The 26785-nt window shown below is 71.6% G+C and carries 25 protein-coding genes and 1 pseudogene; 10 read left to right on the forward strand and 16 right to left on the reverse strand.

Annotation, left to right across the window (positions count from 1 at the left end; genetic code table 11):
- Positions 1–93: 93 nt before the first annotated feature.
- The 3 genes from gad to FH610_RS13580 form a co-directional block, all read right to left on the reverse strand.
- Complete coding sequence (gene gad / locus FH610_RS13570; RefSeq protein ID WP_139574700.1) at positions 94–1497, reverse strand: glutamate decarboxylase; 1404 nt, start codon at positions 1495–1497, stop codon at positions 94–96.
- A 25-nt stretch (positions 1498–1522) separates the two neighbouring features.
- Entirely contained in the window at positions 1523–2362 is an 840-nt protein-coding gene (locus tag FH610_RS13575; protein WP_139574701.1) for a class II glutamine amidotransferase, read from the reverse strand.
- A 220-nt stretch (positions 2363–2582) separates the two neighbouring features.
- Positions 2583–3449, reverse strand: a complete 867-nt coding sequence (locus tag FH610_RS13580) for a tyrosinase family protein (protein WP_139574702.1) — start codon at positions 3447–3449, stop codon at positions 2583–2585.
- A 275-nt stretch (positions 3450–3724) separates the two neighbouring features.
- On the opposite strand from FH610_RS13580, the gene FH610_RS13585 reads away from it, so the two are divergent.
- Positions 3725–4462, forward strand: coding sequence for a pyrimidine reductase family protein (locus tag FH610_RS13585; protein ID WP_139574703.1), 738 nt, complete (start codon positions 3725–3727; stop codon positions 4460–4462).
- Positions 4446–5555, forward strand: coding sequence for an ATP-dependent DNA ligase (locus tag FH610_RS13590; RefSeq protein ID WP_240808949.1), 1110 nt, complete (start codon positions 4446–4448; stop codon positions 5553–5555). The genes FH610_RS13585 and FH610_RS13590 overlap by 17 nt, the downstream gene beginning before the upstream one ends.
- 28 nt (positions 5556–5583) lie before the next feature.
- On the opposite strand, the gene FH610_RS13595 is transcribed toward FH610_RS13590, so the two are convergent.
- From FH610_RS13595 to FH610_RS13620, 6 genes are all read right to left on the reverse strand, one after another.
- The gene (locus FH610_RS13595; protein WP_139574704.1) at positions 5584–5889 is read right to left on the reverse strand and encodes an AzlD domain-containing protein; all 306 of its coding nucleotides are present in this window, start codon (positions 5887–5889) and stop codon (positions 5584–5586) included.
- Positions 5886–6764, reverse strand: a complete 879-nt coding sequence (locus FH610_RS13600; protein ID WP_240808950.1) for an AzlC family ABC transporter permease — start codon at positions 6762–6764, stop codon at positions 5886–5888. Before FH610_RS13600 ends, FH610_RS13595 begins: the two co-directional genes overlap by 4 nt.
- Before the next feature lie 153 nt (positions 6765–6917).
- Positions 6918–9038, reverse strand: coding sequence for a glycogen debranching protein GlgX (gene glgX, locus FH610_RS13605; RefSeq protein ID WP_139574705.1), 2121 nt, complete (start codon positions 9036–9038; stop codon positions 6918–6920).
- A 115-nt stretch (positions 9039–9153) separates the two neighbouring features.
- Positions 9154–9582, reverse strand: a complete 429-nt coding sequence (locus tag FH610_RS13610; protein ID WP_079314144.1) for an OsmC family protein — start codon at positions 9580–9582, stop codon at positions 9154–9156.
- Between the two features lie 92 nt (positions 9583–9674).
- Positions 9675–11321: an isovaleryl-CoA dehydrogenase gene (locus FH610_RS13615; protein WP_139574706.1), complete on the reverse strand. Its 1647-nt coding sequence runs from the start codon at positions 11319–11321 to the stop codon at positions 9675–9677.
- 74 nt (positions 11322–11395) lie between these two features.
- Positions 11396–12919, reverse strand: a complete 1524-nt coding sequence (locus FH610_RS13620; protein WP_240808951.1) for an ankyrin repeat domain-containing protein — start codon at positions 12917–12919, stop codon at positions 11396–11398.
- A 120-nt stretch (positions 12920–13039) separates the two neighbouring features.
- Between FH610_RS13620 and FH610_RS13625 the strand changes: the two genes are divergently transcribed.
- The 4 genes and pseudogenes from FH610_RS13625 (at position 13040) to FH610_RS13635 (ending at position 15159) form a co-directional block, all read left to right on the forward strand.
- Positions 13040–13729 (forward strand): DUF1707 SHOCT-like domain-containing protein, encoded by a 690-nt coding sequence (locus FH610_RS13625; RefSeq protein ID WP_139574707.1) that lies wholly within the window; start codon positions 13040–13042, stop codon positions 13727–13729.
- A gap of 164 nt (positions 13730–13893) precedes the next feature.
- Positions 13894–14016: pseudogene (locus FH610_RS44420) on the forward strand (SigE family RNA polymerase sigma factor); the annotation flags it as partial.
- 5 nt (positions 14017–14021) lie between these two features.
- A complete protein-coding gene (locus tag FH610_RS13630; protein ID WP_240808952.1) occupies positions 14022–14387 on the forward strand; it encodes a sigma-70 family RNA polymerase sigma factor in 366 nt (121 codons plus the stop codon).
- 1 nt (position 14388) lies between these two features.
- A complete protein-coding gene (locus tag FH610_RS13635; RefSeq protein ID WP_139574708.1) occupies positions 14389–15159 on the forward strand; it encodes a hypothetical protein in 771 nt (256 codons plus the stop codon).
- 33 nt (positions 15160–15192) lie between these two features.
- Here FH610_RS13635 and FH610_RS13640 read toward each other — a convergent pair whose 3' ends face one another.
- A complete protein-coding gene (locus FH610_RS13640; protein ID WP_161627999.1) occupies positions 15193–15987 on the reverse strand; it encodes a class I SAM-dependent methyltransferase in 795 nt (264 codons plus the stop codon).
- A 111-nt stretch (positions 15988–16098) separates the two neighbouring features.
- Complete coding sequence (locus tag FH610_RS13645) at positions 16099–16986, reverse strand: LysR family transcriptional regulator (protein ID WP_205825747.1); 888 nt, start codon at positions 16984–16986, stop codon at positions 16099–16101.
- A 292-nt stretch (positions 16987–17278) separates the two neighbouring features.
- Between FH610_RS13645 and FH610_RS13650 the strand changes: the two genes are divergently transcribed.
- Positions 17279–18658 carry an MFS transporter gene (locus FH610_RS13650; RefSeq protein WP_161628000.1) on the forward strand — a complete coding sequence of 460 codons (1380 nt, stop codon included), beginning with the start codon at positions 17279–17281 and terminating at the stop codon, positions 18656–18658.
- An 81-nt stretch (positions 18659–18739) separates the two neighbouring features.
- Here the strand turns inward: FH610_RS13650 and FH610_RS13655 are convergent, their stop codons facing one another.
- From FH610_RS13655 to FH610_RS45185, 5 genes are all read right to left on the reverse strand, one after another.
- Entirely contained in the window at positions 18740–19486 is a 747-nt protein-coding gene (locus FH610_RS13655) for a sirohydrochlorin chelatase (RefSeq protein WP_205825748.1), read from the reverse strand.
- Entirely contained in the window at positions 19483–20211 is a 729-nt protein-coding gene (locus tag FH610_RS13660) for a phosphoadenylyl-sulfate reductase (RefSeq protein WP_030505395.1), read from the reverse strand. Before FH610_RS13660 ends, FH610_RS13655 begins: the two co-directional genes overlap by 4 nt.
- A 59-nt stretch (positions 20212–20270) precedes the next feature.
- Positions 20271–20459, reverse strand: a complete 189-nt coding sequence (locus tag FH610_RS13665) for an Insertion element protein (RefSeq protein WP_139574713.1) — start codon at positions 20457–20459, stop codon at positions 20271–20273.
- Positions 20423–22105 (reverse strand): nitrite/sulfite reductase, encoded by a 1683-nt coding sequence (locus FH610_RS13670; RefSeq protein WP_139574715.1) that lies wholly within the window; start codon positions 22103–22105, stop codon positions 20423–20425. The genes FH610_RS13665 and FH610_RS13670 overlap by 37 nt, the downstream gene beginning before the upstream one ends.
- A gap of 311 nt (positions 22106–22416) precedes the next feature.
- Positions 22417–22551, reverse strand: coding sequence for a hypothetical protein (locus FH610_RS45185; RefSeq protein ID WP_259405717.1), 135 nt, complete (start codon positions 22549–22551; stop codon positions 22417–22419).
- A gap of 219 nt (positions 22552–22770) precedes the next feature.
- On the opposite strand from FH610_RS45185, the gene FH610_RS13675 reads away from it, so the two are divergent.
- The 3 genes from FH610_RS13675 to FH610_RS13685 all read left to right on the forward strand — a co-directional run bounded on the left by FH610_RS13675 (position 22771) and on the right by FH610_RS13685 (position 26754).
- Positions 22771–23739, forward strand: coding sequence for a YihY/virulence factor BrkB family protein (locus FH610_RS13675; RefSeq protein ID WP_240808953.1), 969 nt, complete (start codon positions 22771–22773; stop codon positions 23737–23739).
- Positions 23740–23771: 32 nt separating this feature from the next.
- Complete coding sequence (locus FH610_RS13680; protein WP_139574719.1) at positions 23772–25250, forward strand: serine/threonine-protein kinase; 1479 nt, start codon at positions 23772–23774, stop codon at positions 25248–25250.
- A gap of 61 nt (positions 25251–25311) precedes the next feature.
- A complete protein-coding gene (locus tag FH610_RS13685) occupies positions 25312–26754 on the forward strand; it encodes a serine/threonine-protein kinase (protein WP_139574721.1) in 1443 nt (480 codons plus the stop codon).
- Positions 26755–26785 lie beyond the last annotated feature (31 nt).

Raw genomic sequence — 26785 nt, forward strand, 5'->3', positions numbered from 1 at the left:
CGCCGGGCATCCCGGGAACCGATCGGGACGCGGAGCGGCCCCGCCTCTCTCGATTTCGGGAGAAGCGGGGCCGCTCCTGGCGCGGGCGGTGTGTCAGTGGTGGAAGCTCGTGGCGTCGTCCGGGCCGAACATGGGCGCGGACTGCCGGTGCAGCCAGGGCAGCAGGCCGCGTAGGTCGTCCGCCAGGCGGTCGGCCAGATCGAGCGAGAACCCGTTGCGGCACACCACCCTCAGCACACGCAGGTCCTCCCGGTTGGGCGGGAAGGCGTACGCCGGCACCAGCCAGCCCCACTCCCGCAGCCGCCGGGAGACGTCGTAGACGTTGAACCGGGTGACGTCGTCGGCGGTGGTGAAGGCGAACACCGGCAACTCGTCGCCGCGGGTGAGGAGCCGGAAGCAGCCGAGGCCCTCGATCTGCCCGGCGAGGTGGGTCGCCACCTGCCGGAGGGCTCCCTGCACCTCGCGGAAGCCCTCGTAGCCGAGCCGCAGGAAGTTGTAGTACTGCGCGACGACCTGCGATCCGGACCGGGAGAAGTTGAGCGTGAACGTCGCCACGTCTCCGCCGAGATAGTCCACGTGCTCCACCAGGTCTCCGGGGAGCGCGTCCCGGTCCCGCCACAGGACCCACCCGAGCCCCGGGTAGACCATCCCGTACTTGTGACCCGAGACGTTGATGGAGGCCACACGCGGAAGGCGGAAATCCCACACCAGGTCCGGTTCGAGGAAGGGGGCGATCATCCCGCCCGACGCGGCGTCCACGTGCACGGGCACGGACCACCCCGTGCGTTCCTCGAGCACGTCGAGTGCCGCGCAGATGTCGGCGACCGGCTCGTAGCTTCCGTCCATCGTGGAGCCCAGGACGGCGACGACGCCGATGGTGTTCTCGTCGCACCGCTCGGCCGCCTCTTCGGCGCCCAAATGGAACCGGTCGCCCTCCATGGGGACCAGGCGGGGCTCCACTTCCCAGTAGTTGCAGAACTTCTTCCAGCACACCTGGGTGTTGACGCCCATGACCAGGTTGGGCCGCGCCCCGGCGGCGTAGCGGTCGGCGTTGCGCTGCGACCAGCGGCGTTTGAGCGCCATCCCGCCGAGCATGCACGCCTCGCTGGACCCGACGGTGGAGGTCCCGAGCGAGGCGTCCGGGTCGGGGGCGTTCCACAGGTGGCGGAGCATCGGGATGCAGCGCTGCTCCAGCTCGGCCGTCGCGGGATACTCGTCCCTGTCGACGAGGTTCCTGTCGGCGATGTCGCCCATGAGCGCGTGCGCCTCCGGCTCCATCCATGTGCTCACGAACGTGGCGAGGTTGAGCCGAGGGTTCCCGTCCAGCATCAGCTCGTCGCGAATGAGCCGGGACACGGTGGCGGGTGCCGTGGGCCCCCCGGGCAGCCGCCGCCGGGAGGGAACCGCCGTGATTCCGGAGGCGGGGTTGGCCGCCCCGATGAACGGATTCACCCATACCGGCCGATGCCTGGCTTGCCTGCCTTCCTGTGAGGTCACCGTTCTCTCCTCTCCGTCGCCTCTGTCATCCAGGTGCCGCCGGGCTGAAGGGATGCATCTCGAAGACGCCGGGTTCGACCACTGTGTAGGTCGACTCCGGAACCTTCAGCCACAGGCCGGGCAGGTCGCGCAGGGGTTCTGACACGACGACCCGAGCGTCGTCGGAGAGCTCCACGGACTCGAAGACCTCCGGATGCAGATGCCGGAGAGCCTGGGTGCTCCCGCTGTGGAAGAGCGACCGCGAACGATGGTCGCTGGAGTAGCGGAAGGACCACAGCCGCTCGCCGTTCGATGTGGCCAGCGACATCTGGAGCGGGTGCTCCACGTCGTGTCTCCGCCCTGTCCGCTCCACGAGGCCGGCCATCCGCTCCACCGCCCCCGGCGGGTCCTCGGGCAGCCCGAACGTGAGCGCCAGGAAGAACATGACCTCCGAGTCCGTGGACCCCTCGATCGCCGGGAACAGATCCGGGGCGATGGCCATGACGAGGTCCCGTTTGACGCGGCCGAACCCGGAGATCGCGCCGTTGTGCATCCACAGCCATGGGCCGTGTCTGAACGGATGGCAGTTCGTCTGTTGTATCGCCGTTCCAGAAGACGCGCGCACGTGCGCCATGAACAGCGGCGACCGGACATGGCGGGCGAGTTCGCGGAGGTTGCGGTCGCCCCACGCGGGCTTGGTGTCCTTGAACACCGCGGGCGGCGCGTCGCCGTCACCGCCGTAGTAGCCGACGCCGAACCCGTCGCCGTTCACCGTCTCCTTGCCGTACCTGGCGTGGAGACTCTGGTCGATCAGCGAGTGCTCCGGCTCGTAGAGCAGTTTCTCCAAAGCGATCGGCGCCCCGCAGTAGGCCAGCCAGCGGCACATGTGTCCTGTCCCCCGTCACACAAGCTCGTCCGGTATCCCGCGCGGGTGGGCTGCCACGGCCTCGATGGATGTACACGACCCGCTTCCGCTCGATCGGGCTCTCGGCGCCGTCGAACGCCCGCTGATCCGGCCGCACCGCCATGGCGCCCCCTGATCTGCCGTTCCCCTGCGGGCAGGTCCGTACGCGCGGTGAGGCGCATTCCGGGGGGTGTACCCGGCGTCAGCGCGTACGCGGCCACACGCCGTCGTAGCGGTAGCCCAGCTTCTCGACGTCCAGGACGTTCGCGACCGGGTCGCCGTATCGGGGCAGGCGGCTCTCCTCGGTGACGTCCCCGTACGCCGACCGGACCGGAGCCTCGGGATGACGTGAGCGCCACATGTGCCACAGCAGGTCGCCGAGGCAGGCGACGACCCAGTACAGGGGGTCGTTCGGGGCGGCGGACTGGGCCAGGTCCCCTCCGATGCCCATCTGCACCGCGCCGATGTGGATTTCCAGCTGCATGTTGAACACCTGGAAGTCCGGATTTTTCAGCATGTTCGCGATGAGATCGGGCGAGGCCCATGGGGGGATCTTCCCGCCGTCGGCGTACGAACGCCGGAGCGGATGAACCCGTGGGACTTTGGCGGTCCACCCGGCGAACGCGCCGTCGAGTACGGCCTGATCGTGCTTCGCGCTGCCGTTTCCCCCGAAATACGCCTTCGACAGCACCGCCGAGCGCTCCGGCGCCCGGCCGTCGCGGGGCCAGTCCCAGTACGGCACGGACACGGCCGGATCGATGCGCTGGAGCTCCCGCTCGAAGTGCAGGAGATATCTGCGCTGCCACGGCAGGAAGAAGCCGTTGGCGTGGGTGGCCGCGAAGTCGTCCGTGTAGGTCTTGACCAGCGCGTCGTAGGTCCCCCGTGCCTTCAGCGCGCGCACCGCCCGGACGAACGCCTCCCACTGCTCCTTGGTCATGTCGCCGACCCGCCTGCGGGCCGGTGGCCGGGCCGGGTCCGCGTGCGCCGCCGTCCCGCGCACCCCGAACGCGATCGCCGCCGTGCCCCACACCGCCGATGACAGCAGCTCCCGCCTGCTCGGCCCGCGCATATATCCGCCCCCCGAATATCACCGGATTCCGTGGCCTGTTCCGATGGGCGGAAAGATTAGAACGGCGAAGCCGCCGGGGTGCTGGATTTTGCGCCGTGTCGGCCATGAGAGGGACCGGCCGTGGCCGTGGCGGCAGAGAGGGGTGGCGGCAGACAGAACGGGGGCGGCAGAGAACGGTGCGGTGGTGGGGCCGCGGCGTCGCGCGGAGAAGGCGGCACGGGGCTCGCGGGGGCGTCGCGGCGGTGTTGTCGGTGCGGTGTGCCACTGTAGGAAGCGTGCGCCGCATCCACCCCTACGTCGAGGACGAGCCGGACATCCCCGCCGCCTACGCCTACCCGCGTGACCACTGGTTGCGCCTCAACATGGTGGCCAGCGCCGACGGCGCGGCCTGGGTCGAGGGCCACTCGGAGGGCCTGTCCGGCCCGGCCGACAAACGGATCTTCGGACTGCTGCGCGGCCTGGCCGACGTGGTGCTGGCCGGAGCCGCCACCGTCCGCACCGAGGGATACCGCCCGGCCCGCCCGCGCGAGTCGTGGCGGGCCCTGCGGGAGGGCAGGCCCCCGGCGCCGCCCATCGCCGTCGTCACCCGCCGCCTCGACCTCGACTTCGGCAGCTCGCTGTTCACCGAGGCGGAGCCGTACGCCCGGACGATCGTGATCACGACGGAGTCGGCGCCGAAGGACCGCCGCGAGGAGGCGGCCGCGAGGGCCGATCTGATCGTCGCGGGCGACGAGCGGGTCGATCTCGCGACGGTCGTGAGCGAGCTGCGCGACCGAGGCCTCGGCCGCGTCCTGTGCGAGGGCGGCCCCCGGGTGAACGCGCAGCTGGTCGCCGCCGGCCTCGTCGACGAGTTGGCGCTGACCGTGAGCCCGCTGCTGGCCGGCGGCGACGCGGCGCGCATACTGGACGGCGTCGCATCGCGCACGCCGCTGACCCTCGCCCAGGTGCTCGAAGAGGACGGCTTCCTCTTCTGCCGATACATCAGGGAGGCGCAGGATGAAGCTTCCGGTTGAGCCGCAGATCCCCGACCTGGACCTGCCGGTCGTGCCGCCGGTCGCGCCGATGCTCGCCAAGGCCGTCAAGGGGCTGCCCAAGCAGGACGGCACGCTCTACTACGAGCCGAAGTGGGACGGCTTCCGCTGTATCGTCTTCCGCGACGGCGACGAGGTCTTCCTGGGCAGCAGGAACGAGCGGCCCTTCACGCGCTACTTCCCCGAGCTGGTCGAGGCCGTCAGGCGGGAGCTGCCGCCCAAGTGCGTCGTGGACGGCGAGATCGTGCTGATCAGGGGACAGTCGCTCGACTTCGACGCGTTGCAGCAGCGCATCCATCCCGCGCAGTCCCGGGTGCGGCTGCTGGCCGAGAACACACCCGCGTCCTTCGTCGCCTTCGACCTGCTCGCCACCGGGACGGAGGACCTCATGGAGGCGCCGTTCGCGGAGCGGAGGGCCCGGCTGGAGGAGGTGCTGGCGGGCGCGGGCCGGTCCGTACGGCTCACGCCGGTCACCCAGGACGAGAGCCGGGCCGCCGAGTGGTTCGACGCGTTCGAGGGCGCCGGTCTGGACGGCATCGTGGTCAAGCCGGGCGACCAGCCGTACACGCCGGACAAGCGGGTGATGTTCAAGGTCAAGCACGAGCGGACGGCCGACTGCGTGGTGGCGGGCTACCGCGAGCACAAGTCGGGGCCGGTCGTCGGCTCTCTGCTGCTCGGGCTCTACTCGCCGGACGGCCGCCTGCACCACGTGGGCGTCGCCGCGTCGTTCCCGATGAAGCGGCGTGAGGAACTCGTCGAGGAGCTCGCGCCCTACCGCGTGGAGGACCTGAGCGAGCATCCGTGGGGACACTGGGCCGAGGTCGCGGCGGGTGGCGCCGAGGGCCAGCGCCTGCCCGGCGCCGTGTCGCGGTGGAACGCCAAGAAGGATCTGTCGTTCATCCCGCTGCGGCCGGAGCGGGTGATCGAGGTGGCCTACGACCACATGGAGGGCGACCGGTTCCGTCACACCGCCCAGTTCCGCCGCTGGCGCCCGGACCGCACCCCGGCGTCCTGCACCTACGAACAGCTCGAACGTCCGGTGAGCTACGACCTCGACAAGATCCTCGCCCGCTGACCGGCCGGACCGTCAGCCGGCCAAACCGTCAGCCGGCCAGCGCGCGGACGGCGGCGGTGACGACGACGGCGACCGCGACGATCACCAGGAACGGCGCGCGCAGCAGCAACGCGACGGCCGCCGCGGCGAGCCCGGCGGCCCGGGCGTCGACGACGAGCGTGCGGCCGTCGGCGAAGGTCTGCAGGGCGATCAGCGCGGCCAGTGCCGCGATCGGCACCAGGGCGGCCAGCTTGCGGACGAGCGGCCGCTCCAGCACCGCCGCCGGCACCGAAAGACCGAGCAGCTTCACGGCGTAGCATCCGGCCGCCGTGACGACGATCGCGACCCAGATCATCGGCGTCCTCCTCGGGGCGAGCGGCGGGCGAGGAGCCGTGACGCGGCCAGCACCGCGGGCGCGGCGAGCACGGCCACCAGCACCGGCACGCCCGCGGGCACGAGCGGCACGCAGGCGAGGGCGAGCACGACGGCCAGCACCGCCACCGCCGCCTCCTCGCGCCGGACGAGCGCCCGGAGGAGCGTCCGGACGAGGGAGGCCCGGGCCGGCGGTGTGCCGGGCGGCGCCGCCTGCGGGCGGGCCGCGTCATCGGCCGGTTCCGGAGAAGTCGCAGGAGCGGCAGGGGGAGCGGTGGCGGGCGCGGCGGAGGAACGCGCCCGGAGCATGGGGAGGAGCAGGGCGAGGAAGACGGCCGGGCCGGCGGCGTCGAGCCCCCAGGCCCCCGGATCGCCGAGCGCGGAGGCGCCCAGCGCGCCCAGGAACGTGGTGATGTTCCACCCGGCGTACAGGCTGACCCCGGTGACCGTGAACCCGAGCCGGGCGAGGCGCCGGTCGGGCTGGGCCAGGGCCACGGCGGAGGTCTCGTCGATCACCCACTGCGCGGCGAGCGGGCGGACCGTTTTGGGAAGCCCGAGCAACTGCGACAGCCGCAGCCCGTAGAAGGCGTTCCGGACGCCGAGCAGCAGCGCCCCGGCCGCGGCGGCGAGCGGGTTCCCGCCGGTGCCGAGCGCGCCCACCAGCGCGAACTGGGACGCCCCGGTGAACACGAACAGCGACAGCACGCAGGTCTGGACGACGGTCATCCCCGCACCCGCCGAGGTGACGCCGAACGCGAAGCCCGACAGGCCGACGGCCGTGCCGACCCCGAGGGCGTCCCGCACGACCGCCGCCCGGGGCTTCGGCGGCAGGCCGGCCTGCACTGGTGTCGTGGTCACCCGCCCGAGAGTAACGAAGTGTGCAGGAATGTCCCCTATGGGGGTAAGTGGCCGAGTTTGCGACACCGACCCGTACGACGGGGAGGCTCGCCCCGAGTCGTGCCCGGCCGCGACCCGGCCTCCCGGCGGGCCCGGGGCGGCAGCGGGGACGGCTCAGCCGCCGGCGGAGACCAGGACCCGCATGGACCGGTCGGCGAGGCAGACCTTGGCCCCGGCGGGCAGGGTCTCCTCGGCGTACGGGTCGTCGCGGACGTCCTCGTCGGCGGTGTCGAGGACGGGACGCCAGGCGGTCCCCAACTCCGGGCCGGGGAGGGCGAACGTCAGGTTCTCGTGATGCGCGTTGATCAGCAGCAGGAAGGTCTCGTCGCTGATCCGCTCGCCGCGCGGGCCGGGCTCGCTGATCGCGTCGCCGTTGACGTACACCGCCAGCGACTTCGCGTAGCCCGTGTGCCAGTCGCCGTCGGTCATCTCCGTGCCGGACGGCGTGAGCCAGATGACGTCCCTGCTGCCGTCACCGACCGTGCGGCCCTGGAAGAACCGGCGCCGCCGGAAGACGGGATGCGCCCGCCGTAACGCGGCCAGGCGGCGGACGAAGTCGAGCAGGTCGCCCTCCTGCCGGATCAGCGACCAGTCGATCCAGGAGGTGTCGTTGTCCTGGCAGTAGGCGTTGTTGTTGCCGTGCTGGGTGCGGCCGAACTCGTCGCCCGCCAGCAGCATCGGCACGCCCTGGGACACGAACAGCGTGGTGAGGAGGTTGCGCCGCTGCCGGCGGCGCAGCCGTACGATGCCGGGATCCTCCACCGGGCCCTCGGCGCCGCAGTTCCAGGAGCGGTTGTCGTCCGTGCCGTCGCGGTTGCCCTCGCCGTTGGCCTCGTTGTGCTTGTGGTCGTACGACACGAGATCGGTGAGGGTGAACCCGTCGTGGGCGGTCACGAAGTTGATCGAGGCGACCGGGCGGCGGCCGCTGCTGGCGTACAGGTCGCTCGACCCGGCCAGGCGCGAGGCGAACTCGGGCAGCGCCTGGGATGCCCCGCGCCAGAAGTCCCGCACGGAGTCGCGGTATTTGCCGTTCCATTCGGTCCACAACGGCGGGAAGTTCCCGACCTGGTAGCCGCCGGGGCCGACGTCCCACGGCTCGGCGATCAGCTTGACCTGCGAGATCACCGGATCCTGCTGGATGAGGTCGAAGAACGCGCTCAGCCGGTCGACGTCGTGCAGCTCCCGGGCCAGCGCGGCGGCGAGGTCGAAGCGGAAGCCGTCCACGTGCATGTCGAGCACCCAGTAGCGCAGCGAGTCCATGATCAGCTGAAGCGCGTGGGGCGAGCGGACGTTCAGGGAGTTGCCGCACCCGGTGTAGTCGAGGTAGTAGCGGCGGTCCTCCTCGCGCAGGCGGTAGTAGGCGACGTTGTCGATGCCCCGGAAGCCCAGCGTGGGGCCCATGTGGTCGCCCTCGGCGGTGTGGTTGTAGACGACGTCGAGGATCACCTCGATGCCCGCCTCGTGCAGGGCGCGCACCATCGCCTTGAACTCCTGGACCTGCTCGCCGCGCTGCCCTGAGCTGGCGTACGTGTTGTGCGGCGCCATGTAGGCGATCGTGTTGTAGCCCCAGTAGTTGGTCAGCCCTCGGGCGACCAGGAAGTGCTCCGGCACGAACTGGTGGACGGGCATGAGCTCGACCGCCGTCACGCCGATCGACTGGAGGTGGTCGAGCACGGCCGGGTGCGAGAGCCCCGCGTAGGTGCCCCGCTGCCGCTCGGGGACGGCGGGATGGCGCATGGTCAGGCCGCGCACGTGCGCCTCGTAGATCACCGTCTCGTGATAGGGCGTGCGGGGCGGCCGGTCGTTGCCCCACTCGAAGAACGGGTTCACGACCACGTTCTTCGGCATGTACGGCGCGGAGTCCTCCGTGTTGAGCCGCGCGGGGTCGGCGAAGTGGTAGGAGAACAGCGACTCGTTCCACCGCACCGAGCCCTCGATCGCCTTGGCGTACGGGTCGAGCAGCAGCTTGGACGGATTGCACCGGTGCCCGTGGTCGGGCCGGTAGGGCCCGTGCACGCGGAAGCCGTACCGCTGGCCGGGCATGATCCCCGGCACGTAGCCGTGCCAGACGAACCCGTCGACCTCGGGCAGGTCGACGCGGGTCTCTCCGCCTCTGTCGTCGTACAGGCACAGCTCGACCCGCTCGGCCGCCTCCGAGAACACCGAGAAGTTGGTGCCCACACCATCCCAGGTGGCGCCGAGCGGGTAGGGCTCTCCAGGCCAAACCTCGCGCATGTAACCTCATTCTCCACTGCCGGGGCGAATCGTGTCACCCGAGACGACCCCTGCTCTCGCCCGGGAACGCGGGAGCCCCCGCCGGATCGGGTCCGGAGGGGGCTCCCGCTGGTGCTCAGCCGACGAGTTCGGCGTTCAGGGTGATCGTCGTGCCGGCGAGCGCCTTGCTCACCGGGCAGTTCGCCTTGGCCGTCTCGGCGGCCTGCTGGAAGTCCTCGGCCGAGATGCCGGGCACCTGCCCGCGGACGGAGATCACGATGCCGGTGATGCCCTCACCCGGCTGGAAGGTCACATCCGCCCGGGTCTCCAGCGACTGCGGCGGCGTGCCCGCCTTGGCCAGGCCGTTGGACAGGGCCATCGAGAAGCACGAGGAGTGGGCGGCGGCGATCAGCTCCTCCGGGCTCGTCTTGCCGTTGGCCTCCTCCGCCCGCGAGGGCCAGGAGACGTCGAAGGTGCCGACCCCGGAGGAGTCGAGCGAAACGGTGCCCGAACCGTCGAGCAGCGCGCCCTTCCACTGCGTCGTCGCGGTACGAGTGGTCGCCATGGCGACTTCCCTTCACTAGCGAGTCTTAATCCGTCAGCAGCGACCTTAACGCCGCCGCCGACGCGATGGGCTCACCGGCATGGCCGGTCGGCTCACGCCGGCGCCGCGCGGTCGAGGATCGCCTCCAGGTCGAGGCCGGAGGGCAGCGTGCCGAAGGCGCGCCCCCAGTCGCCGGACAGGCGCGACGCACAGAACGCGTCGGCCACCGCGGCGGGGGCGTACCGCACGAGCAGGGACGCCTGCAGGACCAGCGTCATCTCCTCGGCCACCCGGCGCGCGTCGGCCTCTCCCGCCGAGGCGAGCCTCTTCAGCACCCGCTCGGCCGCGTCGGCGACCCTCCTGTCCTGGGCCAGTGCCACCTCGGCGAAGAACGCCTCGACCGCCTCCGGCTCCCTGGCCATCACGCGTATCAGGTCGAGGGCGGCGACGTTGCCCGAGCCCTCCCAGATGCCGTTCAGCGGCGACTCCCGGAACAGCCGGGGCATCTGCGACTCCTCGACGTACCCGTTGCCGCCGAGGCACTCCAGGGCCTCGGCCGCGTGGACCGGCGCCCGCTTGCACACCCAGTATTTGCCGGCGGCGAGGGCGGCCCGGCGGAACAGGCCCTCGGCCGCGTCGCCCCCGATGGCCCGGTCGGTCGCCCCGGCCAGGCGCGTCATGAGCGTGGTCGCCGCCTCCGACTCCAGCGCCAGGTCGGCGAGCACCGAGCGCATCAGCGGCTGCTCGGAGAGTGTCCGGCCGAACGCCCTGCGGTGGCGGGTGTGGTGGAGCGCCTGCGTCAGGCCGTACCGCATGCCGGCGGCCGAGCCGATCACGCAGTCGAGCCTGGTCATGTTCACCATCTCGATGATCGTCCGGACGCCCCGGCCCTCCTCGCCGACCAGGTAGGCCACGGCGCCCTCGTACTCGACCTCGGCCGAGGCGTTCGACCGGTTGCCGAGCTTGTCCTTCAGCCGCATCAGGCGCATCGCGTTGCGGGTGCCGTCGGGCAGCACGCGGGGGAGCAGGAAGCACGACAGCCCGCCCGGAGCCTGGGCGAGCACCAGGAACACATCACACATCGGGGCGGAGTTGAACCACTTGTGACCGGTCAGCGCGAAGGTCCCGTCGCCCAGCGGCTCGGCCCTGGTGCTGTTGGCCCGCACGTCGGAGCCGCCCTGCTTCTCGGTCATGGCCATCCCGGCCAGCACGCCGCGCTTGTCCCGCGGCGGGCGCAGCCCGAAGTCGTACGTGCGGGAGGCCAGCAGCGGTTCCCACTCCGCCCGCAGCGACGGCGAGTGCCGCAGCGCGGCCACGGCGGCGTACGTCATGGAGATCGGGCAGCCGTGCCCGGCCTCGACCTGCGACCAGGTGAAGAACTTGGCGGCCCTGGCGACGTGGGCACCCGGCCGGGCCGACGTCCAGGGCGCGGCGTGCGCGCCGCTCTCGACCGCGACCGTCATGAGCTCATGCCAGGCCGGGTGGAACTCGACCTCGTCGATCCTGTTGCCGTACCGGTCGTGGGTGCGCAGCACGGGCGGGTGCTCGTTGGCCAGCCGCCCCCACTCCTGCGCCTTCGCAGAACCGGCCAGCAGGCCGAGCTGGCGCAGTTCCCCGGTCGCCCAGTCCGCCCCCTCCCTGGCGAGCCCCTCCAGCAGCGCCGGGTCGGCCGAGACGTCGTGGCCGGTCAGCGGGGGCACCTGGTTGGTCACGTCGTGGGTCACTGGGTCCTCCTGTGGTCGATGCCGGGAATCGTCCATACCGGGACGTCCAACATGCCGGGACTCCATCTCAACATCTCGAAGGGCCGGGACAAACACCGGGCGGCAAACGGTCAGGCCCCCGAAATCTCCAGGCCGAGCTCCTGGGCCGCCTCCAGGGCGAGGTCGCGGGCGTAGTCCTGGTCGGCGCCCGCCTCGCACAGCACCCGGTGGACGCCTTCGATCGCGCGCCGGTCCCCGCGCCCGGCCAGGCCCCGCGCGGCCTCGGCCACCGTCGTCAGGTCGCGGTCGGTCAGCCGGGTGACCAGGGCGTCCCTGATGGAGGCGGTGTCGGCGGGCAGCCCCGCGATGCCCATCGTGGCCCAGTCGCGCACCTCGTCGTCGGCGCACCGGCTCAGCCGGATCAGCGTGGTCAGCCCGTCCTCGTCGTCCGGAGGCAGGACCGCGGCGAGCGCGATGGGGTCGTGGACCGTGGGCTCCCGGCCCGGGCTGTTGACGATCTTCAGCACCTCGGGGAGCGCCCGTTCGTCGGCCTGGTGGCCGAACGCGTGGAGCAGCGCCTCGACGACCGCGGGCTCGGTCTCCTGCCGGGCCAGGTCGCGCAGGATCTCCAGAGTGCGGTCCCGGTAGGGGTCGTGCCCCGCGCCCCGGCCGAGCCCCGGCTCGCCGAGCCCCGTCTGCTTGCCGAAGCCTGACTCCTGGCCGAATTCGGCGAGCACGTCGACGCCGAACTCCCGCTCCACCGGGTCGTCGCTCTCGCACAGCCGGGCCAGCGCCAGGAACGTCTCCTCGTCGTGGCGGGACTGGAGCGCGTGGACGGCCGCCCACCACGTCTCGTCGTCCTCGTCCAGGTCGCGGTAGGGCAGCGCGCGACCGAGCAGCACGTCCGCGCGCGGCCGCAGGCCGAGAGCCGCCTCCAGGACCGTCGCGACGGCGGCGTGCCCGTGCTGGCGCGTGATCGCGTAGCCGCCGTCGGCGCCGCGCGCCTCGACCGTGACCCGCCGGGTGCCGTCCGGAGCGGAGGCGTGGGCCACCAGCACGGTGTGGTCGCCCTCCACCCTCGCGGAGACCTCCTCGCGCAACACGGCTTCGAGATCCACCGCCGCCAGCCGCGCGGCGATCTCCAGCGGGGTCGCGCCGTCCCAGCCGGGCGCGGACGGGTCGGCGCCGTGCTCCAGCAGGGACCAGACGATCCCGTACGCCCCGAAGATCGCGGCCAGCGTCAGCGGGGTGTCGCCGTCGTCGTCGGCCCGGCCGGGATCGGCCCCGGCGTCGAGCAGGATGTCGGCCGACTCCAGGTTGCCGTTGGCCGCGGCCCACAGCAGGGCCGTCCAGCCGCCCTCCTCCGCCGCGTCGGGGTCTGCGCCGCCGTCGAGCAGCGCCTGCACGGTCTCGGCGTGGTCCCAGCACGCCGCCGCGCAGAGCGGAAGGCCCTCCTCGTGCCCCCCGCTCGGCTGGTCCGGGTCGGCGCCGTACTCCAGGAGCAGCCTGACGATGTCGTGGTGACCGCCGACGGCCGCCCGATAGAGCGGCGTCGTCCCCTGAGCGGGGTTCACGGCGGTGTCCGGGTGCAGCATCGCCGCCACCCGCGCGACGTCCCCTCCCGCTATCGCCTCCAGCAACCTGCTGCGGGTCACGATTCCATGCTCACACAGTCCCTTCCGGGCCTCGTCCGCAGGGATCGTCTCCGTGGATCGCTCGCAGGATCGTTCCCAGGGAGGAGGGAGAGCGGGAGCGGGCGGGATACGGTGAAGGGCGTGAACGATCCGGGTGGTATGCGGGCGTCCGACGCCGAACGCGAGTCCGTGGTGGAACGGCTGCGCGTGGCGTCCGCGGAGGGGCGGCTGACCCTCGCGGAGCTGACCGAGCGGACCGAGGCCGCCTACCTGGCGCAGACCCACGGCGAGCTCGCGCAGATCACCGCCGACCTGCCGGGCGGGGCTCCCGCTCCCGCTCCCGCGCCTGCCGTACCGGCCACCCCGCAGGGCAGGATGCGCAAGTGGATCGTGGCGGTGATGGGCGACGCCAAGAGGACCGGCACCTGGCGGATCGACGACGGCATCGGCGCGGTCTGCGTGATGGGCGACGTGGTCCTCGACCTGCGCCAGGCCGAGGTGCGCGGGCGTGAGGTGGACATCGTCGCCACCTGCGTGATGGGCGACGTGAAGATCATCGTGCCGGACGGCGTCGACGTCGAGCTCTCCGGCGTCACGATCATGGGGGACAAGAAGGTCCAGGTGGTCGAGGCGCCCCGCGGCCAGTTCGCCCCCGTCGTCAAGGTCACGGCGTACGTGCTGATGGGCGACGTGAAGATCATCGGCGACTCCCGGGCCGAGCCGATCAAGCGCGGCTGGTTCGCATGGAGCGAATGGTGGCAGGAGCGCCGTCAGCGCCCGGGCCACGGGGGATACGAGATCCCCGACCGCCGCCACCACGGCCTGCACTGATCTGTGTCGCCCTGATCTGTGTCGCCCTGATCCGGGCCGCACTGATCCGGGCCGCACTGATCCGCCGCCGGCCGGATGGCCGGACGAGGCAACGGCGGGACGCTCCCAGGGCGTAGTCATCGGTGACCGTGCACCAAGGATCACCGAGAACCTGGGGGCCGCACATGCGCGACCGGGCCGACTTCGAGCGCTACGTCCAGCAGCGCTCGGACCGACTGCTGCGGACGGCCTGCCTGCTCTGCCGCGACTGGGCCACCGCCGAAGACCTGCTCCAGACGGCGCTGGCCAAGGCGTGGCTGGCCTGGCGCAGGGTCGGCGAGAACCCCGACCCGTACGTCTACCGCTGGCCAACACCCACGCCTCCTGGTGGCGCAGGCGCTGGCGGGGCGAGCAGCCGACCGACTCGCTGCCGGAACCGGCCGTCGGCGACTCCGCCGACCTGCTCGGCTCCCGCGACGCCGTACGGCAGGCCCTCGCCTGCCTGCCGCCGAAACAGCGCGCCGTGATCGTGCTGCGTTACTTCGCCGACCTGGGTGACGCGCAGATCGCGGAGATCCTCGGCTGCTCGGTCGCCACCGTGCGGAGCCAGGCGAGCAGGGCCCTGGCCAGGCTGCGCGTCGATTCCGCCGCCCGCTCCCTGATGAGCCTGGAGAGCTGACATGACGATGACCGACGACGATCTGCGTGACCTGCTCGCCCGGGACGCCTCCACGGTGAGGGGCGCGGGCGTCGCCCTGGCCGACGTCGACCGGCGCGTGCGGCGCATCCGGCGCCGTCGCGGTGCCGCCGGGGCGGTGCTGGCCGCCGGCCTGGCCGCCGTGGTGACGGTGGCGACGGCGCCGCGTACGGTCACGATCGCGCCCGACGACGACCCGGGGACCGCGGCCATGGCCGGCCCGTCACCGGCCCCGAGCGTGACGTACCTGACGAGCGACCGGGTGCTCCTGGACAAGAAGATCAAAACTGGCGGGCGCAGACTGCTGTTCGGGGTCACCGCCGACGTCGACTCCGTGAACATCCAAGTCGAGTGCCGCACGCCGTCCTATGTGTTCGTCTGGCACGAGGGGACACTGGTCGACCAGGGGCCCTGCGGAATCCAGGACGACCACGTCGACCACCTGCGCTCCTGGACCGATCAGGAAGGGCGGTTGCCGGCAGGACGCGACGATTTCCACGTGGCGGTGGTTCCGCCGGGCAGCGTGGCGAACGGTCACGGCGCGGTCGGCGCGGGCGACGCCCTCCGCATTGTCGGCGAGACCGGCGAGTACCGCACCGACGCCAGGGTGACGATCCGGGATGCGTTCGCCGTCGTCGACGCGCGATCGCCCAGCGCCTGCCAAGGAGACATCGTGATGCGCAAGCCGAACGGGCAGGAGATCCTGTCCTCGGCCTGCGACCGGCCCACCGGCTTCCCGCTGCCCGTGGACTAAGTGGTCGTGCTGCCGCGGTTCCCGGCGGCCCGCCTAACTGGGCTTACGGGCGTAGACATACATGACCGGCAGATCGAAGGCGTCCGGCTCGTTCAGCAACTCGGCGACCCGAGCAAGGTAGCGCGCCTCGAAGGCGGCCGCTTCCTCCGAGGAGAGCGACGCGACTTCGAAGTAGTTCGGGTTCACCACATGGCCCCGCCACAGGTCCGCCGCGCTTCTGGGCGGGAGCGCGATCACATCCGGCACGGCCCGTTCGTAGACGAAGCCCGCCTTGGTCACCGCCGCGCGGCTGCTCTCCTCCGTGCCCACCTCAGCCATCGGATCGGTGAGGGCGAGGCCGAAGTCCCTGGCGCATTCGCGGAACACGCGAGCCGCGCGGGGGAAGCCGGCCCGCATCGCGGAGAAGCAGAGAAGCCCGCCCGGCTTCAGCGCCCGATGCCAGGCGGCGAACGCCGTCGAGGCCGGCAGATAGAGCATCCCCGCACAGCACAGGACCACGTCGAACGCCTCGTCGTCGAACCCGTCGAGAGCGGTGGCGTCCGCCTTCACATAGCTCACGTTGGTCAGCCCGGACGCGGTGAGCAGCCGGTCGGCCTGCTGCAGCATCCCGGCCGAGATGTCCACGCCGACCACCTGACCGGAGCGACCGACCGCCCGTGCCGCGGCCAGCGCCGCCAGCCCCGTGCCGGTGGCGGCGTCCAGCACGCGCATGCCGGGCGTCAGGCCCCCGAGCTCCACCAGCCGCTCGGCGTAGCCGGCATGCCAGCTCAGATGCCCGTAACCGGCGGCTCGCCCGTCGAAGTACGACTCCATCCGCCTGTGATCCATAACCCCATCATGTCCGCCCGTGGGGAGGCCAGGTCCTTGCTGTCGCCTACTGCCGTCCACATCAGGCATGCCGATGATGATCTTCCTGTCCCTGGACTGCCGCTCTCGTCCTCAGGCGGCGCGGGCTCCGTTCACGATGGCCGTGAATGCCCGTACATCCGCGTTCCGGTCGTCGGTGGGCCAGACCAGCGCGACCTCGACCGGGGGCAGGTCGGGAATCGGCACGAAGACGACGTCGGGGTGCCGGTGGAACTTCAGCAGCGAGACGGCCAGCGGATGCACGCCCTCGCGTCGCGCGACCAGTTCGAGCATCTCGGAGTAGCTGGAGAACGCGCCGCGGCGCGGGATCAGCCTGCCACCCGGCGTGTAGAGCGGGACGAACGGGCAGGACAGACCTTCTGGCGACGATCTGAGCGCGAACACACCCAGGTCGGCCAGGTCCTCCACGCTCGCTGAGCCCCGTTCGGCCAGTGGATGACCGGCGGGCACCGCGAGCAGCCTCTCCTCCCGGGCGATGGTCGGACCGACGGTCAGCTCCGGCCGCTGCTCGACCGGCAGCCGGGCGACCAGCAGGTCGGTCTCACCCCGTAGAAGCGGACCGTACGGGTCGGCCAGCGGGTTTTCCGCCAGCACCACCCGGCACCCGGGACGGCCGGCCCGGAAGGACTCGATGGCGTCGGTGAGCCAGTCGCCCCCGGCCGCCCCGGCGCAGCCGATGCGCAGCGACCGGGTGCGCCGCTCCGCCTCCCGGCGGGCGTCCTCGACGACGGCGTTGAGCTGGGCGTATGTAGGGCCGAGCCCGTCGCGCAGCCGGGCGCCGATCGGGGTCAGCGTCACTGTGCGGCTCGTCCGGTCGAACAGCGAGGCGCCGATCCGGCGCTCGAAGGCACGAATGAGCTGGCTCACCCTGGACTGCGAGAGGTTCAGCCGTCGCGCCGTACGGCCGAAGTGCAGTTCGTCGGCGAGGACCAGGAACGTCTCGATCTCCCTGAGTTCCATGTCGGGGGCCTTCCTTCGATAAGCCAGACTGATCGATCATCGCGCGGATCGCTGTTGATCCACACGATCTTGGGCAGCAGCATGAAGTATCCCCGCGATACGCCACGGCGAGGGTCCGTGGCGAGCGGGGTCCCTACGGCACGGGGTCCACAGGGGGCGAGGTGCCCGGCGAGGACGAGGCACGAAGGTGAAGATGCCCGAGAATCTACCGACGCGACACCGGCCCCGAGCCGCGGGCCCAAGCCGCGGCGACGGCGGCAGGCCGAGGCGCCAGGGCCTCGTTCTGGCGCTGATGGTGACGGCCCAATTCATGGTCATCCTGGACTCGTCCATCGTCAACGTCGCCCTCCCGACCATCCAGCACGCGCTCCGGTTCTCCCCGGTCGGCGTCGAGGGAGTGATCACCGCCTACGCGACGGCCTTCGGGGGCGTGCTCGTCCTCGGCGGCCGGCTGGCCGATCTGCTCGGATACCGCCGGATGTTCGTCGCCGGCCTGCTCGCGTTCGCGCTGACCTCGCTGGCCTGCGGGCTGGCGAACGCGCCCGTGGTGCTCGTCGCCGCCCGGGTCGCGCAGGGCCTCAGCGCGGCGGTCCTCGCCCCGTCCGCGCTGGCCCTGCTGACCACCACGTTCACCGAGGGCGCCGAACGCAACCGCGCGCTGGGGATCTTCGGCGCGGCCACCTCCCTGGGGTTCGTCTCGGGGCAGATCCTCGGCGGCGTGCTGGCCGACACGGTCGAGTGGCGCAGCATCTTCATCATCAACGTACCGGTCGCCGCGCTGGCCGCGGTGCTGGCGGCGCGGGTGATCGCCGCGACCACGCCGAAGGGCGAGCGCCGGGTGCCGGACGTCACCGGGGCGGTCCTCGTCACCGCCGCCGTCGCCCTGGCGGTCTGGGCGCCCGCGTACGGGTCCGAGCACGGCTGGACGTCGGTGGGCGTCCCGGCCGCGGTGGTGGCGGCGCTCGTCCTGCTCGGTGTGTTCGTCGTCGTCGAGACCCGGCGCCGTGATCCGCTGATCCGGTTGTCGATGCTGCGGTCCCGGTGGTTCGCCGGCACCGGTGTCGCGACCATGGTCACCGGCGCGCTCAACGGCGCCGTCGTCCTGTTGTGCACCCTGTTTCTGCAGCAGACGCGCCACTACAGCCCGCTGCAGGCGGGGTTCGCTTTCGTCCCCACCGGCCTCGCCGGCCTGCTCATCGGCGTGAAGGTGGCAGGACCGCTGATCACTCGCCTGGGAGTGCGAGCCGTGCTCACCGGGACGTCGCTGTTGTCCGCAGTGGCGATCGCCTTCCTGAGCACGTTCCCCGGTGGGGGAGGCTATCTGTTCCTGCTCCCCTGGCTCGTCGTGGTCGGCGCGTCCTTCACCGGCGCCGCGGTCGCCACCACCGTCGCGGTCTCGTCCGGTGTCGCGCCGGACGAACAGGGCATGGCCGCCGCCCTGCGGCAGACCGCCTACCAGCTCGGCGTCGCCCTCGGCGTCGCCGTGTTCCTGTCCGTGGCGGCCGCGCACACCGGGGCTTTGCTCGCCCGCCCGGTCCCAGTGGACAGGTCCGAGGCGCTCGCGGCCGGGTACGGCCTGTCGCTGATGATCCTCAGTGTGCTCTCGGCGCTGGGCGGCCTGGCCGCCTTCACGACACTCAGGACCGCCCGGCGGACGACCGCCACCGAGTGATGCGGCTTGACCACTGCGAGCATCAGCCTGCCGCACTCGACGTCGCCACGTTAACCCCCGAAGGGTTCACGGACGCGACCGCTAAGCCGCTTCGCGGGCCTCGCGTACGGCCTGGGCGTGGCGTTCGAGCAGGAGCGCGACCAGTTCGGGGGCGGGGCCGAGGACGCCCGCCACGGCGTGCGCCCCGGCCTCCAGGGTGTCGCGCTCCACAATGTCGGCGAAGTAGCCGGGGGCCAGCAGGTAGGGCGCCACCACGACCTTCGGGGCGCCCGCGCGCGTCAGCCGTACGACCTCGTCCCGGGGCGTGGGCGCGGCGGCCGAGGCGTAGGCGGCGGTGACCGACCACCAGGGCCGGGTGCGCGCCCATTCGCGGGCGACGGCGGCGATCGTGGCGTTCGCCCGGCGGTCGCTGGAGCCGGCCGAGACGAGCACCACGGCGGTGTCCGGGTCGCCGATCTCCACACCGGCCTCGGCGAGGCGGCGTTCGAGGGCCCGGACGAGCAGCGGGTGCGGGCCGAGCGTGGGGCCGCAGACGGCCCGTAGCCGCGGCGTGCGGCCGGCCGCCTCCCGCAGCGCCGCCGGGATGTCCACCCGGCTGTGGTAGGCGGCGGTGAGCAGCAGGGGGAGCACGACGGCCTCGTCCAGCCCCGACAGCGCCTGCGGCAGCGACGGCGGGGCGTGGTCGAGATAGGCGGCGCGGACGTCCAGGTCGGGCCGCGCCCGCCGTACGCCGTCGAGCAGCGCCTCCACGGTCGCGGTGGCGCGCGGGTCGCGGGACCCGTGCGCCACCGCGATCAGCGGTGCGCCTGCGTGCGGGAGGGTCGTCACAGATGGATGCCGCACTCGATCTTGCCGAGGCCGGCCCAGCGGCCACTGCGCGGGTCCTCGCCCGGCGCCACCCGGCGGGTGCAGGGGGCGCAGCCGATCGAGGGGTAGTCGTCGTAGTGCAGCGGGTTGATCAGGACGCCGTTGTCGGCGATGTAGTTGTCCACGTCCTCCTGCGTCCACCGGGCGATGGGGTTGACCTTCACCATCTGCCGCTTGGCGTCCCACTCCACGACCTTGGTGTTCGCCCTGGTGGGCGACTCGTCGCGGCGGATGCCCGACACCCAGGCGAGATAGGGCTCCAGCGCCCGGTTGAGCGGCTCGACCTTGCGCAGGTAGCAGCACAGGTCGGGGTTGCGCCCGTACAGGCGCGGCCCCAGGTCGCGGTCCTGCTCCTCGACGGTCCTGGACGGCTTCACGTTGATCACGTTGACCTGGTAGACCGCCTCGACCGCGTCCCGCGTGCCGATGGTCTCGGCGAAGTGGTAGCCGGTGTCGATGAACAGCACGTCGACGCCGGGCTTGACCCTGCTGACCAGGTCGATCAGCAGGGCGTCGCTCATCGACGAGGTGAGACAGAGGCGGTCGCCGAAGGTGGCCGCGGCCCACCGGATGATCTCCCGGGCGGGCGCGTCCTCAAGGAAGCGCGCCGCGGACTCCACGATGCCCTGGAGGTCCAGCGTCACACGCTGCCGCTCCAGCCCTGCCTCTATCTCCGCCACCGACATCGCTACTCCTCACACGTCGTTCATTGGTTCATCGGATGATTGGATGAAAGCCCTCGGGATCACGAACGCACGCCGAGGCCGAGGAATTTCACCCTGAAGGCACGGGCGCAGGACCTGCAGTACCATCCGTGGCTCTCCTCCTCGGTCACGTAGGGCTCCAGGTCCTCCTCGCCGCAGTACGGGCAGTAGAACGGCGCGGCCCTCTCGGTGGTCACTTGAGGTCGGCCTCGTCGGCGCGCTGGACCCATTCGGCGAAGGTCTCGCCGTCGTTCTTCTGCTTCTCGTAGTTGCGCACGACCCGCTCGACGTAGTCGGGCAGGTCCTCGGCCGTGGTCTTGAGGCCGCGGACCTTCCGGCCGAAGCTCGGGTTCAGCCCGAACGAGCCGCCCAGGTGGACCTGGTAGCCCCCGACCTGCTCACCCTTGTCGTTGACGACGAGCTGGCCCTTCAGCCCGATGTCCGCCGTCTGGATGCGGGCGCAGGAGTTCGGGCAGCCGTTGAGGTTGATCGTCAGCGGCTCGTTGAAGTCGGGCAGGCGCCGCTCCAGCTCGTCGATCAGCTCCGACGCGGCGTTCTTGGTCTCGACGATCGCGAGCTTGCAGTACTCGATGCCGGTGCAGGCCATCGTCTGGCGGCGGAAGGTGGACGGGTTGACCCGCAGGTCGGCCGCCTCCAGGTCGGCCACGATCGACTCCACCTGGTCGGGGGCGACGTCGAGGATGACCATCTTCTGCTCGATCGTGGTCGCCACGCGGGTGGACCCGTGGCGCTCGGCGATGTCGGCGATCCGGTGCAGCAGGTCGCCGCTGAGACGGCCCACGCGGGGCGCGAAGCCCACGTAGTAGTTGCCGTCCCGCTGGAGGTGAACGCCGACATGGTCGCGCCGGTCCCCCCGCGGCGCCGCGGGGGCCGGGCCGTCGGGCAGCTCGTACTTGAGGTACTCGGTCTGCAGCACGTCGCGGAACTTCTCCGCGCCCCAGTCGCTGACCAGGAACTTCAGCCGCGCCCTGCCGCGCAGCCGCCGGTAGCCGTAGTCGCGGAAGATGCCGGTGACCCCGGCCCACACCTCGTGGGCCTGCTCGGGCCGGACGAACACGCCGAGCCGCTTGGCGAACATCGGGTTGGTCGACAGGCCGCCGCCCACCCACAGGTCGAAGCCGGCCTCGCCCTGCTCGTTCACCACGCCGACGAAAGCGATGTCGTTGATCTCGTGGACCGTGCAGTGGGCGGCGCAGCCGCTGATCGCGGTCTTGAACTTGCGCGGCAGGTTCGAGAACGCCGGGTCGCCGATGTACCGCTCGCGGATCTCCTGGAGCTGCGGCCGTCCGTCGATCACCTCGTCGGCGTCGATCCCGGCCAGAGGACAACCGAGCATGCCGCGCGGCGTGTCACCGCACGCCTCGGTGGTGGACAGGCCCACGGCCTCCAGTCGCGTCCACATGTCCGGCACCGACTCGATCTCCACCCAGTGGAGCTGGATGTTCTGCCGGTCGGTGACGTCGGCGGTGCCCCTGGCGTAGTCGTTGGAGACGTCGGCGATCACCCGGAGCTGCTCGAGGCTGAGCTGGCCGCCGTCGGTCCGGATGCGGATCATGAAGTAGCGGTCGTCGAGCTCCTCGGGCTCAAGGACGGCAGTCTTGCCGCCGTCGATGCCCGGCTTGCGCTGCGTGTACAGGCCGTACCAGCGGAAACGGCCGCGCAGGTCGGCGGGGTCGATGGAGTCGAAGCCGCGCTTGGAGTAGATGTCGATGATCCGCTGGCGGACGTTCAGCCCGTCATCGGCCTTCTTGTTCTCCTCGTTCTTGTTCAGCGGCTCACGGTAACCGAGAGCCCACTGACCTTCGCCGCGCGGGCGCTTGTGGTGGCGGTTCGCCGGGCGGGCCGGGGTGCTCATGGGCACACGTCCTTCTCCGAGGCTCGGTCTGAGATCGGGTTTCGGCGGACACCGGCGCAGGCGGCCTCTCACCTCGCCGTCGAGTGTGAGGGCATACGAAAACGACGCCTGGCCGAGCGCCCGGGATGGATCAGCGGAGGGCGACGGTCAGCCGGCGTCGATACAGATCGCGCTACGGACACGCAGGAGATCGACGTGGCGTCGCACGACGAGCAACGGGTCCGCTGGCATGTCCCAAACGATACCTCTGAGATCCCCGATGTCCAAGTTCGTGTCCAGGATGCGGGATTGTGACGGCAATGTGACGCGCGTCAGCCCTTGCGGACCCAGTTCTCGGGCGGCTCGGCCTCGTGCTGACTCTCGGACGGCTCCTGATGCTGGCAGTCGCACCAGGACCCGCCGCGGCACTCCTCGTGCCGATGCTCCCTGCACGCTCGGCAGATCATGTCTCCATTGTGAACGCCATGCTGCGAACAGAGCGAACCGGAGAGGCGCTCCGCAGGCACGACCGGCGGATATGACCGCTCGATGGCGAAGTGGGGAACACGGTTCTCGCGAGCAGGGGGCGCAGGCCCCTATTCTTGGCGGCGACAATCCGCCCGCAGGTCACGTACTAACCGCCGCGGCAGCGGGTAGAGCCCATATCTCATGACCGGTTGGGTGCCATGACCTCCACGGACGCGCCGTCGCGCAGGCCGCGGCACATCACGCGCAAGGGCATGGCGCTCGCCCGGGCGCGTCTCACCTGGCTGCGCGACAGGAACATCTGGGCCCTGGTGAAGGCGACCACGATGGCGGGCGTCAATTACCGGGTGACCGGTCTCGCGGGCGAGGCGGCGTTCTTCGCGCTGCTGTCGCTGCCGCCGTTCGTGCTCGGGCTGCTCGGCGTCATGGGCCACCTGAGCGGGCTGCTCGGCCCGGCCGCCATCGCCGAGATCAGGCGCTGGGTCGTGGACCAGTCCGAGCTGCTGTTCACCGACAACACCGTCCAGCGGGTCGTCAAGCCGCTGCTCGCCGACGTGCTGAGCGGCGGTCAGGTCTCGCTGATCTCCGTCGGCTTCCTGCTGTCGCTGTGGTCGGGCTCGCGGGCCCTGTTCGTCTATGTGGACCTGATATCCATCGCGTACGGCCTGGGGGAGACCCGGGGGATCATCCGCACCCGGGTCCTGTCGTTCGTCCTCTACCTCGCCGCGCTGCTGATCGGGCTGGTCGTCATGCCGGTCCTGGTCATCGGGCCCACCCTGATGTCCACCGCCCTGCCCAGGTACGCCGCGCTCGTGACCGTTCTCTACTGGCCCGTGGTCGTGATCGGCTCGGTGCTGATGCTCACGCTGCTCTACCACGTGAGCGTGCCGCACCGGACGCGCTGGTGGCGCGAGACCCCGGGGGCCGTGCTGGCGCTGCTGATCTGGATCGTGTGCGCCGCGTTCCTCCGCGAGGTGCTGGCGGCCTGGTTCACCCCGCTGTCGATCTACGGTTCGCTCGCGGCGCCGATCGCCGTGCTGCTGTGGCTCTACATCACCGCGCTCGCCGTGCTCATCGGGGCGACGCTGAACGCGGAGGTGGACCGGTTGTGGCCGCTGGGCGGCGCCACCAGGCACGAGCACCATCACCGCAAGTCCGATAAAGGCTGATCTAGCCCGGTAGCGGTGGAAGGATGGCGTCGATGGACGCACAGCCTTCCACCGGTGACCCCACCGCGACCCACCGGCGCACGATCGGCCCCTACGTCCCCGTACGCCGCCTGGGGGAGGGCGGCATGGGCATCGTCTATCTCGCCCGCGACCCGGGGGGCCGCCAGGTGGCGCTCAAGGTCATGCGGCCGGAGCTGGCCGCCCAGGAGGAGTTCCGCGCCCGGTTCCGCAAGGAGGCGGAGGCCGCCAAGCGGGTCGCCAGGTTCTGCACCGCGCCGCTCCTCGACGCCGGACGGGACGGCGACCGGCACTATCTCGTCACCGAGTACGTCGACGGTCCCGACCTGTCGTCGGTGATCGACGCGCAGGGGCCGTTGTCCGGCTCGAACCTCGACGCGCTCGCCGTCGGCGTCGCGACGGCCCTCGCCGCCATCCACGAGGCGGGGATCGTGCACCGCGACCTCAAGCCGTCCAACATCCTGCTCTCGCCCCTCGGCCCCCGGGTGATCGACTTCGGTGTCGCCCACCTCGCCGACACGCTGGCCGAGCGGACCGGCACCGTGATCGGGACGCCCAGTTACATGTCACCCGAGCAGGCGCGGGGAGAATCGGTGACCTCCGCGGCCGACGTCTTCGCCTGGGGCTGCGTGGTCGCGTACGCCGCCACCGGCAGGCCGCCGTTCGGCTCGGGCCCCATGCCGGAGGTGCTCTACCGGGTCGCGCACCACGTCCCCTACCTGACGGGGATGGACGAGCGCCTGCGGACCCTGGTCGAGCAGGCGCTGGACAAGGACCCGGCCCGGCGGCCGAGCGCCCAGCGGCTTCTCGACCGGCTGCTCGGCCGGGAGGAGGTGGCGGTCGAGGCCGCCACGAGGATCGTCAGCGACATCTGGGCCACGCCCGCCGAGACGACCCGCCGCGCGGGCGCGGCACCGGACGGCGCGGACGGGCCGGACAGGACGGGGCCGGGCGGCACAGAACGGAGCGACGCGGGGGCGGGCGGCGCGGGCAGGCGGCGCGGCCGCCGCTGGGTGCCGGTCGCGGTGGCCGGCGGGGCGCTCGCGGTGGCCGCCGCGATCCTGATCTTCGCACTCCATCCTTTCGGCGGCGGGACGACGCCGCCGAAGGGCCCGCTGGCGTCCAGGGACATCAAGGTCAACGGGCATCCGCTCCACGTCACGGTGGACGCCGTGAAGCGGCGCGGGACCTCGGTGACCGTCCAGTGGACGATCACGATGACCGGCAGCGAGGGATCGTGGTGGCCGAGGGACCTGTTCGGCGACGAACTGTCCGGCGCGGGCCTCGTGGACCCGCCCAGCGGGTCGAAGTTCCTGCCCGCGCGCAAGGACGACCGCTGCGTGTGCAGCGCCCTTCCGACCCAGTGGCTCCATCCGGGTGACGTGCTCCCTCTCTACGCCACGTACACCGGCGTACCGCAGGACCTGGAGACGATCGGGGTCGACGTCCCCGGGTTCGGGCTTTTCGCCGACGTTCCCGTCTATGACGGCTGACCGGACCGCTTCTTCCGTACAGTCCGGGAATCCGTCGCGAAAGACTGATCTATCCGCCACCATGGGGCGGGTGACGACGCCGATTCCCCCCACTGACGATGCGTCGACGTCCCCGGCGCCGCCTCGGCCCTCGATCGGGGGTTACACACTGCTGCGGCGGCTCGGGGAGGGCGGGATGGGGATCGTCCACCTCGCGCGGGATCCGTCGGGCCGGCCGGTGGCCGTCAAGATCATGCGCCCGGAGCTGGCGGCCGGGCCGGAGTTCCGGCGCAGGTTCGCCCAGGAGGCGCAGGCCGCCCAGCGGGTCGCCCCGTTCTGCACCGCGGCCGTGCTCGACTCCGGACTGGACGGCGACCAGGCCTATCTGGTGACCGAATACGTGGAAGGGCCCGACCTCGGCTCGCTGATCAGGGATCAGGGTCCGCTCACCGGCGGAAGCCTGCAGGCCCTGGCCGTCGCGACGGCCGCCGCCCTGGTCGCCATCCACGCGGCCGGCGTCGTGCACCGGGATCTGAAGCCGTCGAACATCCTGCTCGGCATGCTCGGGCCCAAAGTGATCGATTTCGGCATCGCCCGGCTGGCCGACGCCGACGCCACCCGGACGGGTTCCATCGTAGGCACCCCCGCATACATGGCTCCGGAGCAGGCGAACGGCGATCCGATCACCGCGGCGGCCGACGTCTTCGCCTGGGGATGCGTGATCGCCTACGCCGGTGCCGGCAGCCCGCCCTTCGGCGGCGGCACCCCCGCCGAGGTGCTCTACCGCGTGGTGTCCCGGCCGCCGCGGCTCGACGGCCTCGACGAGCGCCTGCGGCCGCTGGTGGAGCGGGCGCTGGACAAGGACCCGGCCCGCCGCCCCACCGCCCAGGGGCTCCTCGACGCGCTGCTCGGCCGGGAGAGCGCCGGGATCGAGACGGCCACCCGGGTGGTCGGGGACACCTGGACTCCGGTCGTCGCCCCGGCGGCCACCCTCGCGGCTCCCGTTCCACCGGAGCGGCGCGGGCGGCGCCGGTGGCCCTACCTCGCGGCGGCGGTGCTCGCCCTGGCCGTCGCCGCGACGGCGCTGGTGATCGCCCGGCCATGGGAGCCGAAGGGCAACCTTCCGGGCACGCCCGCGACCACCCGTGACATGGAGATCGATAAGAATCCGATGCGGGTGCAGATCACCGAGGCGGTCCGGCTGCGCGACGGCGACGTCCGGCTGAGCTGGGCGCTCACGAACCGGGGACCGAACGCCTGGATATTCATGGACGACTTCGGCAGGAGTGCGCTCGACTACTCGGTGTCCCGGGTCGGCCTGACGACGCCGGGAGGCAAGGAGCCCCTCTACCCCACCTGGAAGGACGGCGCGTGCATGTGCAGCTCCGGGGTCACGGCGGTGCGCTCCGGTGAGGAGAAGCGGTTCTACGCGGTCTACACGTCCGTGCCCGAGGAGGCGGAGTCGGTGGACGTCGACATCCCTCGCCTGGGCGTCTTCCGGGATGTGTCGATTTCCGACGCCTGAGCCGCACTCGGCTTTCCGGCGAGGCGCGCTC

Origin of the sequence: Microbispora catharanthi (assembly GCF_006334915.2) — a bacterium.
In the GTDB taxonomy this organism is placed as follows: Bacteria; Actinomycetota; Actinomycetes; order Streptosporangiales; family Streptosporangiaceae; genus Microbispora; species Microbispora catharanthi.